The 12,009-nt window shown below is 61.8% G+C and carries 11 protein-coding genes; 7 read left to right on the top strand and 4 right to left on the bottom strand.

Going from position 1 to position 12,009, the window contains the following annotated elements; translation table 11 throughout:
- Positions 1 to 223: 223 nt before the first annotated feature.
- The 4 genes from PAN31117_RS18980 (at position 224) to PAN31117_RS18965 (ending at position 5,314) form a co-directional block, all read left to right on the top strand.
- Complete coding sequence (locus PAN31117_RS18980; protein ID WP_150739577.1) at positions 224 to 733, top strand: MarR family winged helix-turn-helix transcriptional regulator; 510 nt, start codon at positions 224 to 226, stop codon at positions 731 to 733.
- 141 nt (positions 734 to 874) lie between these two features.
- Positions 875 to 2,398: an efflux transporter outer membrane subunit gene (locus tag PAN31117_RS18975; RefSeq protein ID WP_150739576.1), complete on the top strand. Its 1,524-nt coding sequence runs from the start codon at positions 875 to 877 to the stop codon at positions 2,396 to 2,398.
- 78 nt (positions 2,399 to 2,476) lie between these two features.
- A complete protein-coding gene (locus PAN31117_RS18970; protein ID WP_039403474.1) occupies positions 2,477 to 3,721 on the top strand; it encodes an HlyD family secretion protein in 1,245 nt (414 codons plus the stop codon).
- A 36-nt stretch (positions 3,722 to 3,757) separates the two neighbouring features.
- Positions 3,758 to 5,314 (top strand): DHA2 family efflux MFS transporter permease subunit, encoded by a 1,557-nt coding sequence (locus PAN31117_RS18965; RefSeq protein ID WP_150739575.1) that lies wholly within the window; start codon positions 3,758 to 3,760, stop codon positions 5,312 to 5,314.
- 149 nt (positions 5,315 to 5,463) lie between these two features.
- On the opposite strand, the gene PAN31117_RS18960 is transcribed toward PAN31117_RS18965, so the two are convergent.
- From PAN31117_RS18960 to PAN31117_RS18950, 3 genes are all read right to left on the bottom strand, one after another.
- On the bottom strand, positions 5,464 to 5,772 hold the full coding sequence (locus PAN31117_RS18960; protein ID WP_150739574.1) for an AzlD family protein: 309 nt from the start codon (positions 5,770 to 5,772) through the stop codon (positions 5,464 to 5,466).
- Entirely contained in the window at positions 5,765 to 6,487 is a 723-nt protein-coding gene (locus PAN31117_RS18955) for an AzlC family ABC transporter permease (protein WP_150739573.1), read from the bottom strand. The genes PAN31117_RS18960 and PAN31117_RS18955 overlap by 8 nt, the downstream gene beginning before the upstream one ends.
- Positions 6,488 to 6,612: 125 nt before the next feature.
- A complete protein-coding gene (locus PAN31117_RS18950) occupies positions 6,613 to 7,785 on the bottom strand; it encodes a hypothetical protein (RefSeq protein WP_150739572.1) in 1,173 nt (390 codons plus the stop codon).
- Positions 7,786 to 8,115: 330 nt separating this feature from the next.
- On the opposite strand from PAN31117_RS18950, the gene PAN31117_RS18945 reads away from it, so the two are divergent.
- The 3 genes from PAN31117_RS18945 to PAN31117_RS18935 all read left to right on the top strand — a co-directional run bounded on the left by PAN31117_RS18945 (position 8,116) and on the right by PAN31117_RS18935 (position 10,881).
- Positions 8,116 to 8,610, top strand: a complete 495-nt coding sequence (locus PAN31117_RS18945) for an acyl-CoA thioesterase (protein ID WP_150577802.1) — start codon at positions 8,116 to 8,118, stop codon at positions 8,608 to 8,610.
- 97 nt (positions 8,611 to 8,707) lie between these two features.
- The gene (locus PAN31117_RS18940) at positions 8,708 to 8,917 is read left to right on the top strand and encodes a cold-shock protein (RefSeq protein WP_150739571.1); all 210 of its coding nucleotides are present in this window, start codon (positions 8,708 to 8,710) and stop codon (positions 8,915 to 8,917) included.
- 263 nt (positions 8,918 to 9,180) lie between these two features.
- Entirely contained in the window at positions 9,181 to 10,881 is a 1,701-nt protein-coding gene (locus tag PAN31117_RS18935) for a hypothetical protein (RefSeq protein WP_150739570.1), read from the top strand.
- 80 nt (positions 10,882 to 10,961) lie between these two features.
- On the opposite strand, the gene truB is transcribed toward PAN31117_RS18935, so the two are convergent.
- The gene (truB, locus tag PAN31117_RS18930) at positions 10,962 to 11,948 is read right to left on the bottom strand and encodes a tRNA pseudouridine(55) synthase TruB (protein ID WP_150739569.1); all 987 of its coding nucleotides are present in this window, start codon (positions 11,946 to 11,948) and stop codon (positions 10,962 to 10,964) included.
- Between the last annotated feature and the right edge of the window lie 61 nt (positions 11,949 to 12,009).

Raw genomic sequence — 12,009 nt, 5'->3', positions numbered from 1 at the left:
AACGGCATGCCTCTCTGATTCGCCGATTGACCCACATTCGTCACGAAACAGACCGGCGATTCTCCTCCCCTCCTCGTCCCCACATTTTCGATGCTACGCACCAAATTAGAGCATTTCGTCTAATTTCCATCGCAATATTTGCCTAGTCAACTATTGCATCGACTTGAAATTAATTAAGTACCCGCTATAATCGTGACAAGTCAACTATTGCAGCTGCACGAAAATGTCCGATCCTTCCGTCACTTTCTCCGCGACCGCGCCGACGTCTCAGCCGGAAGCGCCGCAAGCCGATCCCCCGCGTAACGGTTACGACATCGACGATTCCCTCGGGTATCTCGTGGCGCGTGTGCGTCAGCTGATTCTGGCGGAACTGACGAAGGAAACCTCGCAGTACGGCCTTACCAGCACGCAGGCGACCATGCTTTACAAGGTGGCGACAGGCAAGAGCAAGACGGCGGCGGACCTCGCCCGTGACTACTGTATCGATGCAAGCGCGGTCACTCGCCTGCTCGACCGGCTCGAAGCCCACGGATTGCTCATTCGCGAGCGCAGCAAGATGGACCGCCGCACCGTGAACCTGAGTGCAACGGAGGCTGGCAATGCAATGGCCGACCGGATGCCCGACATCTTCACCCGTGCTGCCGACCATCTGATGAGCGGTTTCAGCGTCGAGGAAATCGGGTTTCTGAAGAGTCTGCTGCGACGGGTGATCGCCAACGGCGAAGGCGGATGACGGCGCGAGCCCCCGAGAAATCCATCTGAATTGCCTCGATTCCCGTTCAGAAAAGCTTGTCGAGTCCACTATTGCAAGTCCTCGTCAGCCCCTGATTCCCGATTATTGTCAGTACAAGACTTCACTCGTAAAGGTTTTGCGATGAAAGCGGCCTCACCGTTCCTCCCGCATCTGCGGGCCCGCTCAGCGATTTCCGCCCTCTGTCTGGCGGCTGTGACGCTGGGTTTTGCCGGTTGTGCGAACTTCGCCGGCATCCATAGCGACAAGCAGATCACCGCACCTGAGCACTATCAGACCCAGCGCAGCCTGCCCTCTGAGGGTGGCCAGTGGCCGGGCACCGATTGGGCCCAACGCTTCGGCGATCCGCAACTCGTCTCCCTGATCGACGAAGCCCTCGCCGGCAACCCCGATCTCGCCATGGCCGCCGCCCGTCTGAAGGCTGCGCAGGCGCAGACGGAAGGTGCCGCTGCCGCGCTGCTGCCGTCGGTGAATTTCAACGGCGACGTGTACCGCCAGAAGTTCACCGAAAACACCATTTACCCGCCGGGCTACGGTGGCACGTGGTTCACGCAGGGTGATCTGAACGCGTCGCTGTCGTGGGAACTCGATCTGTGGGGCAAGAACCGTTCGGCACGCGCGCAGGCCACGTCGGCCGAGCGTGCCGAAGAAGCCGAAGACCAGGAAGTGCGCCTCGCGCTGTCGACCGCCGTCGCCCGTTCTTACAACCAGTTGGCGCAGCAATACGCGTTGCACGACGTGCTCGACCGAATCAGCAAGCAGCGCCAGAACCTCGGCAAGCTGACGGCCGATCGCGTGCGCGCCGGTCTCGACACGCAAGTCGAACAGAAGCAGGCCGACAGCAACAGCGCCGACATTCAGACGCAAATCGCACAGCTCGACGGTCAGATTCTGCTCACGCGTCACCAGCTCGGCGTGCTGCTGGGCAAGGGTCCGGATCGCGGCCTGGAAATCGCACCGCCGAAGCTCGCACAGCTCGCAACGCCGGCCCTGCCGGACAACCTGCCGCTCGCCCTGCTCGGCCGCCGCCCGGACATCGTCTCAGCCCGCTGGAGCGTGGAGTCGCAACTGCAAGGTGTGGACGTTGCAAAAGCCCGCTTCTATCCGGACGTGAACCTGAACGCCGCGTTCGGCTTCTCCACCTTCGGGCTGGGCAAGCTGATCGATCCGAGCAGCCAGAACATTCAGGCCGGACCGGTGATTACGCTGCCGATCTTCGACGGCGGACGCCTGCGCGCCAACCTGAAGGGTCAGTATGCCGCGTATGAAAGCGCCGTGGCGAACTACGACTCGACGCTCAACAAGGCGCTCGGCGACATCGCGGACCGCATGTCGTCGATCCGTTCGGCCGACAAGCAGATGGTGTCGCAACGCGTGGCGCAAGAAGCCGCACAACGCGCCTACGACCTCGCCATCGACCGCTACAAGGCGGGGCTGACACCCCAGTTGACCGTGCTGACGGCCGAATCGTCTCTGCTGGCGCAGGAACAAGCGCGCGTGAACATCGACAGCGCACGTCGTGACCAGCAAATCGGCCTGATCAAGGCGCTCGGCGGCGGTTTCGACGCGCAATCGGCGGGACTCGTCGTCGGCCAGGAGCGCGCGGCAAAGACCGACGCAGACGCGGCTAACGCCCAAACGCACTGAGCACACTGAGCGCACTGAACGTCACGCAAAACAAGACAAACGTCAAAAGCACATTGAGAGATTAGTACGGAGCAAATGATGAGCGACAACCAACAACAAGCGCCTGCCCAACCGGCACCGAACAATGGCAAGCGCCGCCGCATGATGCTGACGCTGACGGCCGTGATCGCCATTGCGGCTATCGGCTACGGCGCCTATTACGCGCTGTATGCGCGCTACTACGAAGACACCGACGACGCGTATGTCGCCGGTAACGTCGTGCAGATCACGCCGCAAGTGGCCGGCACCGTCACCGGTGTTAAGGTCGACGACACGCAAATGGTCAAGGCTGGCCAGCCGCTGGTCACGCTGGATCAGACGGATGCCCGCGTCGCCCTGCTGCAATCCGAAGCCAACCTCGCGCAGACCGTGCGTCAGGTCCGCACGTACTTCGTGAATAACGATGCGTACGCCGCCACGGTCGCGATGCGTCAGTCGGAACTCGCGAAGGCGCAGGCCGACGTGAAGCGCCGTGAAATGGCAATCGCCACGGGCGCCGTGTCGCGCGAAGAACTGGCCCACGCGCAAGACGCCGTGAAGTCGGCACAGGCCGCGCTCGAACAGGCACGTGCACAACTGGTGTCGAACAAGGCGCTCACCGACAAGACGTCGGTGACCACGCATCCGAACGTGCAACAGGCGGCCGCCAAGGTGCGTGCGTCGTATCTCGACTACGCCCGTACGTCCATCCCGGCACCGGTCGACGGCTACGTCGCCAAGCGCTCGGTGCAGGTCGGCCAGCGTGTCGCCACGGGTGCACCGCTCATGGCACTCGTGCCGCTCAACGAAGTGTGGGTCGACGCCAACTTCAAGGAAGTGCAGATCTCGCACATGCGCGTTGGCCAGCCGGTCACGCTCACCGCAGACGTGTACGGTTCGTCGGTGGAATACAAGGGCACAGTGGCTGGCTTCTCGGCCGGTACGGGCAGCGCCTTCTCGCTGCTGCCGGCACAGAACGCCACGGGCAACTGGATCAAGGTGGTGCAACGTCTGCCGGTACGTATCGCGCTGGACCCGAAGCAGTTGCAGCAGCATCCGCTGCGCGTGGGTCTGTCGATGCAGGTCAAGGTGAACGTGCGTAATACCGACGGCAAGGAACTGGGCGAAGCACCGACCCTGCCGGTGTATTCGACCGACGTATACGACAAGGTCGGCCACGACGCCGACGACATCGTCGCCAAGATCATCACCGAGAACGCCGGTGCCGCGGCTGCCAATGCAGGCGCGAACGCAGGCGATGCCAACGACACGCGTAACCAGCCGGCCCGCGCTCGTCCCCTGTAAATCGGAGGGGGGTGCCCCCACCCCCTTTGACAACTCATGGCAACTCAAAACGCTCCTGCCCCGCTCTCGGGAGGGCAACTGGTACTCGGCACCATCGCGTTGTCGCTCGCCACGTTCATGAACGTGCTCGACACTTCGATTGCCAACGTATCGATTCCCGCCATTTCCGGCGACCTCGGTGTCTCGTCGAGCCAGGGAACGTGGGTGATTACGTCGTTCGCCGTCGCCAACGCCATTTCGGTGCCGCTCACAGGCTGGCTCACCGAGCGCTTCGGCGCGGTGCGACTGTTCATCACGTCGATCCTGCTCTTCGTACTGGCCTCGTGGCTGTGCGGCATGGCGCCCACGCTCGAAATTCTGCTGGCCGCCCGCGTGTTGCAAGGTGCCGTGGCCGGACCGATGATTCCGCTGTCGCAGTCGCTGCTGCTCTCGAGCTATCCGCCCGCGAAGAGTTCGATGGCCCTCGCCCTATGGGGGATGACGACACTGGTCGCCCCGGTGATGGGCCCGATTCTCGGCGGATGGATCTCGGACAACTACCACTGGCCGTGGATCTTCTACATCAACATTCCAGTGGGTATCGCGGCCGCTTACGTCACGTGGATGATCTACAAGAAGCGTGAGACACCGACACAACGCAAGCCGATCGACACCGTCGGTCTGGCCTTGCTCGTGCTGTGGGTCGGCTCGTTGCAGGTGATGCTCGACAAGGGTAAGGAACTCGACTGGTTCAACTCGTCGACGATTGTCATCCTCGCGCTCGTTGCGCTGGTGTCGTTCTGCTTCTTCGTCGTCTGGGAAATCACCGAGAAGCACCCGGTGGTCGATCTCACGCTGTTCAAGCGGGTGAACTTCACCGGTGGCGTGGTCGCCATCTCGGTCGGTTACGGATTGTTCTTCGGCAACCTCGTGATCCTGCCGCAGTGGTTGCAGATCTATCTCGGCTACACGGCAACGGAAGCCGGTCTGGTGATGGCCCCGGTCGGGCTGTTCGCGATCATCCTGTCGCCGATCATCGGCAAGTTCCTGCCCAAGCTCGACGCCCGCTGGGTCGTGACCGTCTCGTTCCTGTTGTTTGCGCTCGTGTTCCTGATGCGCTCGCACTTCAATACGCTCGTCGACACGCGCACGCTGATGATCCCGACGTTCCTGCAAGGCGTACCGATGTCGATGTTCTTCATCCCGCTGACAGCCATCATTTTGTCGGGTCTGCCGGCGCATCGCATTCCGGCGGCGGCGGGGTTGTCGAACTTTGTGCGGATTACGTGCGGTGCGGTCGGCACCTCGATTGCGACGACTGTGTGGGATAACCGCATCTCGCTGCACCACGCACAACTGACGGAGAATCTGACGCCCTACGACGCCACGTTCAACGGCTCGGTCCAGTCGCTCAATCAGCTCGGCATGTCGACCCCGCAGGCCCACGGTTACATCGACCGACTGGTCACGCAACAGTCGGCGATGCTCGGTGCAAACGATATTTTCTGGATCTCGGCGGTGCTGTTCGTGCTGATGATCGCGATGGTGTGGATCACGCGACCGATTCGAGGTGGCGGTGGTGGCGGTGCAGATGCCGCAGCCGGTGCCCACTGAAGTCAAGACTTCCCCCCGAGTGCCCGGCCCTGCTCTGTACTACCGGGCACTTCTTGAACCCCGCTGAAGCTAGCGGGGTTTTTTTATGGGTGCTGAGAAATGAGCAGATGTGCAGTGCACACAGGGGTGGGGGGAAGGCAGATAGCCGCTTAGCCGACGAGGTAACGCAGTGCCCCCGTCGCCGCGATGCTGATGACGACAGTGGGCAACAACGAGAAGCGCAGCGAGACGAGCAACGTCACAGCCAGCGCCAGCAGATCGGCTGGGCGGTCCGATACGAAGGACGGCGCGATCACCGAGATCAGTACGCAACCCGGCAGGCACTCCATCACCGAGCGCGTGCGCGGACTCAGCACGCGATCGCGCAACAACAAAAAGCCGACGATGCGCGTGGCATAAGTGGTCGCCGCCATCAGCGCCACCGTCGCAATGGGCAGAAACACTGCGGCATCAATCATGGCGCGGCTCCACCAGCACGGCGGCCAGCAAGCCTGCGATCGCCCCGGCTGCCACGTACCAAGACCCCGGCACATACAAATACGTCAGCGCAGCGGCGACGAGACTCACCAGCCACGGCAGACTCTTGCGCATGCCGCGCCACATCCCGCGAAGCAGTACGAGGAAGACAGCGGCAAACGCCATATCGAAGCCGTACTGTTCGATGTCGCCGAGCACCGGCCCCAGCACCGCGCCGAGCGCAGTAAAGGCAATCCATGCGAGCCAGAGATTGATGGCGACGCCCAGGTAATACGGCAGGCTGATACGGTCGGCCTTGCGCGCCTGCGTGTCGGCCAACGCCATCGCCCACGCCTCGTCGCACATCAGAAATAGCGACGGCAGCGCACGACGCAGCGGCACGTGACGCAGCAACGGCGCGAACGCGGCCCCCATCAGAATGTGACGCGAATTGACGAGGCACGACATGGCGACGATCAGCGCGAGATGCGGCGGCGAGGTCCACAAATGGACCGCCGTGAACTCGGAACCACCGGCGAAATTCATGCCGGTCATGAGCGGCACGAGCCACGCGGGCATGCCTTTCTGAGTGGCTTGTGCGCCGAGCACCATCGCGAATGGCACGAATCCCAACATCACCGGCAACGAAGCGCGCATCCCGCGCGCAACTTCGAGTTTGACATCGGACTGCGCTGTCGACGCAGCCGAAGAAGACATTCCAGACACAAATACTCCTGCAATAACGACTGATAACCACTGGCATCGCAGGATAGCGAACTCGACTTGCCATCGTCTTGTATGTTCTTGCGGTTTTGGGAGAGCGGGCGTGGCGTTTGGGATCGTCAATGCTCCACAAGCTCAAGTGAATCGACATAAACACTCTGAAGTGCCTCAGGATCTACAGTGTCGCCAACGTCTGCGCCCCCACCACCGCTGGCCTCTGACTGCGCAGGCTTCACGAGCGACTCGGCGCTGGCCGCTGCCAGCTTTGTCGCGGCCCCCGCCTTCTCCAGCCACATGTAGAAATCCAGCAGCCCTGCAGGCAGCGACACCGTGTCGTCGCTGAACGGCAAGCGCGCAATCAGAATCACGAACGCCGCGGCAGACGCCTGTCGAATTTGCCTCGCGATGGACTTCTGCCATTCCGGATCGTCGTGATGTGCCAGCGTGTTGCGAAGTTTGTCGAAAAGCCCCGATACCGCGCGTTTGGGTAACGACATCTTTACGGGCAAATCACCTCCTGGGCGTTCATGCGTTCCCGGCCCTAACACGTCCAGCACCTTCGTAAACCCGCCATGCGAATTGATCCATGAGATCAGATTCGCCAGGCTGTCGCCCTGAAACGGCTGACTGCCGGGGTTCCGGAATTCCTTTCCCCAACAGATCAGGTCGCCTAGCGCGAGCACAGCGAAGTACGGCGCCACCATCATCCCCGGCGTAAATACCGCGTTACCGACGCGCAGCACCTTGCAACTCGCCTCCCGGGTCACTCGCGGTTTCTCCGGCCGCACCAATTCGCAGACCATGACGTTCGCCCACAGGGAGAAGAGATCGGGCGCAATGTACGGTGACAGGCAACTCACCAACTGACTCGCCAGATTAGCGACGTGGGTCGCCACCACAGTGATCCCGAGCAGCCTGGGATAGCTGGGCGATGTTGCGACGGGGACGGGTTCGGATGGCCCGGCGGGCGCGAGGGCGTCTATGGGGGGTGACAACGACGGTAGGGATACGCCCGGGACCACCAATGGATGAGGCAGGTCTGAACCGCCGTCTTCGACTTTCGAATTGTTGTCGCCGTCATTGGCGTGCAGGGCTTTCGCGGCGAACTGTCGCGCCATCACTTCGCGCACAATCGTGCGCATCCCAGCTTCGATGTCTGCTATCGAACTATCGTCGCCAAACCGCGCATCGGACGTCGCAGACGCGCTCGCATTGCGTGCATGTTCGAAGTCGTTGAGCAAGGGAACCGTCGACGCGTCGTGCTCGTGCGGCAAGGTCTCGGACGAAGGCATCCGTTGACACTCGATCGGAATGCAAACGTGTGGCGAACCACCTGGAGTCTGGATCATCATGCACCGCCCTGCCCGTTGAATTCGGCCTTCACAAGCTTCGCAACGAACGAGGCCCGCGTTGGCACAACCGCGACACTCTGCGCCGCGCGCCGCACCGGGCGCTTGCGGAATTCGCTCCCGGGTACCAGGTCGGGAAAAGGTAGATGGGCCGGGCGTCGGCAGGTGTCACGCAATCGCAGTATCATTGCGCATCCCCCGGCCCGACGCCCCCACGGTCATACGCCGTTCGACGGCCGGAAAGTACTATCCGTCAGCAAAAAACAAAACACCATGAATACCCCGCAGAACCCGATCGAACGCTCCGAAGTCACTTTCCGCTTTCTGGCCGAACCGGCTGCCGTCAACTTCGGCGGCAAGGTGCACGGGGGCTCGCTGATGAAGTGGATCGACGAAGTGGCCTACGCTTGCGCCGCGACGTGGTCGGGCCGCTATTGCGTGACGGTCAGCGTCGGCAATATCCGCTTCCGCCGTCCGATTCTGGTGGGCAATCTGGTGGAATTGCGCGCGCGCATCGTGGCTACGGGCCGCACGAGCATGCACATCCACGTGTCGGTTCACGCGGGCGACCCGAAGTGGGGTGAACTGCGTCAGACAACCGACTGCCTGATGGTGTTCGTCGCGGTCGACGAGAGCAACCACCCGGTGGGCGTGCCGTCGTTCGAACCGAAGACGGAAGAGCAAAAGGCGCTGGCCAAATACGCGATGGATGTGAAGGCGGCGCTTGACGCCATCGTCGAACTCAAGCCGGAAAACGTCGCGAACTGACGCGTTCGATGCGTTTCGCGGACGGCACTGCCGTCCGCACCCCAGTAGCAGAGGAAGGCATCAGGTTTCGATTTGTCGCTTTGAAGGGGAGCGAATCATGCCGCGCGGAACCGTCAAACTCTATTACCCCGAGAAGGGTTACGGCTTCATCACCCCGGAACACGGCGGCGAAATCGTCTTCGTCCATGAAAGCGAAGTCTGCATACCGGGTGTGACGCACCTCCAGAGTGGCCAGATCGTCGAGTACGACACGACGCGCGGCGACGCCTATCTGCTCGCGACCAACGTTCGCGACGCGTCGGACTGACCGATCAGTCTCCCATCCGCTTCAAGTACCCCACATTTGCGCTTGCATCGTAACTGTCAACGTTGACAGTTACCGAGTGCCGTCTTTAGTGCTCGAATGGCATTGCACACGTCATGTGTCCGGGCATCATCCAATGGTTGAATGGGCACCGAAACTTCGACGATTGCTGCGTTGCGTCCCATCGCTTCTTCAAGGAGATCGATCATGGCCCACGGGCAAGGAACGTTCGCCAACCCGGCTGACCACCTCTGTGGTGGTGCGAAATGGCTCCCCTTTGCTACGCTCTGAAGCGTGTCGTGATCGCGGGTTTCGGCGTCCTCATCGCCCTGCTCGCCTCACTTCTCTTCGCGTCACCGGCCAACGCACTTACGGGCACGGACATTGCGGCGCTCGTCAACGCCCGATACAACGACACCCGATCGGCATGTGCCGTCAATAAGCCCGCCTACTTTTGCTCGGGGGTGGTCGTTCGTCCACTCGACGGCGCCAGTGCACAGGCCTTCTGGGCACCGACACCCGGCGAAACCGCGGCGCTGTCGATGTCGTTCGCTTATTTCCGGCGCGATATCGATGTCGGCCGCCTGCCCTATAGCGCGGGCTTTATCCTGTCGGATTATTTGACTGCTGTCGGGCAACACAAGTCGATGGAAGTGCGCTGCGCTTATCCACTCGACGATCCTGTCACCGGTGGCAGCGGCGATTACGGGTGCAATCTTGGAGGCGGCAATTCCGGTGCCCCCGACCTGAACTCGTGCGATGCGCTTGGCGTGGTGAATGTTGCGGACTGGATCAATCACTTTGCCGCGAGCGGATGGCAATGCTCGTTCAGCACCGCCAGCGCTTCGAAGTTCTACACGGCGTTGCTGGCGCACAAGGCCTACGCCGCGACCACGCGGATTCCATCGCTGCTCATCGCGCCCTGGACTCACGACGCACCCCGTTCGATGCCGATTCAGGCGATTTACTTCGACGTCTCGAATGGCGGGCAACTCTCGCAGGCACAGCGATATCAGAACGCATATTTCAACGCGACAGGGGAATGGCTTGCGATCTTGCGGATGTCGTTCGATGCCGTTGGAAAGGCGTCGTTTGGCTTCGCCGAGGACGATCAGTTGGACGTCGGATTCGCAACAGCCGACGATCTGAATCGGCGGTTCAATGAGACGCCCAAATCGTGTCCAGGCGCAAAGGCCTCGGTGTTTTGCAGCGGTGTTGTCATCCGGGCTGTGGTCGCCAGCAATACGGCTTGGAACCCCAGTGCGGACGCGATCTCCAAAAATGGCGTTTCGACGTCGTTCCTGCGCACCGATGCTCAGTTTCACATCCCGTTCCGTCCGCAAGGTATCGTCTTTAAGCCTTTGGATGCCCCTTCGGCCTACCGCCTTACGCCGCGATGCATGTATCCCCCCGACGGCAATCTGCACATACGGGCAGATGGTTGCGGCCCATCCAATGCGGGGCCTGCGACAGGGCCATGCGCCGCCATCGGCGTCGACACACTGGACAAATGGCGCACCCATTACGCACAGTACAGCACCACCGGGTGCTCATTTGCCATCACCGTGGACGCCTTTGATTTAGCCTTGCAAGCACGACGGACCTTCGGATGGCCGCCGCCCGCAGGATACGAGTCGAGAAACGAACTCGTGATTGCCGCCTGGCCAGCGAACATTCCCGGATCACTACCGCTTGAAGCGTTTTTCTACACCGGTGCCACCGTGAGTGATGCGCAAGTGCTCCAGCAGGCCTACTACGGGATCACAGGTCGCTTTTTGCCGGTGGTCCGGATGGAAAATCCGCTTCCGATCTCGGGCACGGTCTTTACGTACCGCGTCGAGGACCAGATCACGCCGCGCGGTGCAGTTGCAACGAGCCTGACAGCGCCATCCGCTCCGTTCGAACGAGATGACGATGCCCCTGATCCGATAGAGCCGGATCTCGACGTCTCCATCTCCCGTCCCTGACCTTTTTCCAGGCGACGTTTCGGGCCTGAAAAATAAGACAAGACAAGACGCGACACGGCGTCTCGTCAGGAATGTGGCGATTACTGTGTCTTCAGCAGACGTTGCGGTGTGAGCAGCGCTTCGCCGTCCAGCCGGGCGACACCCAACAGTCGCGCGGCCGCGTCTGCGGTGGCTTCGGCGTAGACCTTCACTTCGATGCCGTCATGCGACGCAGCGCACTCGCGCAGGGCTTGCGGGCATCGCACCGCGTCAAGACGCAAACGCTGACCGTGACTGAACCGCTTGGCCAACGTCTCGTCGAGCGACACCACCGGGAGCGTCTTGAGTAACGCATCGACCGGCGCAAGCTTCTCCACGCGTTGCGCATGATCGAGCGCACTCAGGTCTTCGAGCGTCACCGCGCCGTCGAGTGTCAGCGGGCCGACCGCCGTGCGGCGCAATGCGCGCAGATGCGCGCCACATCCCAACGCTTCGCCGATATCTTCCGCCAGCGTGCGCACGTACGTGCCCTTGCTGCACGTCACCCGGAAGGTGAATTCGTTCTCGTCCGGCAACGCGCACGCAGTCATCTCCAGCAGATGGATCGTGACGTTGCGGGCTTCGCGTTCGAGCGTCTGCCCTGCACGCGCATATTCGTACAACGGCTTGCCGTCGCGCTTGAGCGCGGAATACATCGGCGGGACTTGCGAAATCGGACCGGTAAAGCGCGGTAGCACAGCGCGGATCGCCGCTTCGTCCACCGTCACCGGACGCGTTTGAAGCACCTCACCTTCCGCATCGCCCGTGGTCGTTGTCTCGCCGAGACGCACGCGCGCCTCGTAGGTCTTGTCGGCTTCGAGCAAGTCCTGAGAGAACTTCGTCGCTTCGCCGAAACACAACGGCAGCAAACCCGTCGCGAGCGGATCGAGCGTACCGGTATGGCCCGCCTTCAATGCCTGAAGCAGACGTTTGGCCTTGATCAGGGCGTCATTGGACGACAGGCCCAGCGGCTTGTCGAGCAGCAACACACCGTCGAGCGGGAAACGAGGGAGTTTTTGGCGGGGTGCCTGCGAACGCGGGTCCGTCATGTGTGGGAGTACTTGAGAAATTCTTGCGGGATGTTGCCAGGCCGCCGTCTCGGAGGCACAG

The sequence above is a fragment of the Pandoraea anapnoica genome (assembly GCF_902459765.1).
Lineage (GTDB): Bacteria > Pseudomonadota > Gammaproteobacteria > Burkholderiales > Burkholderiaceae > Pandoraea > Pandoraea anapnoica.
Note: the sequence above shows the minus strand (reverse complement) of the source record. Positions and strands in the feature narration are given on the sequence as shown.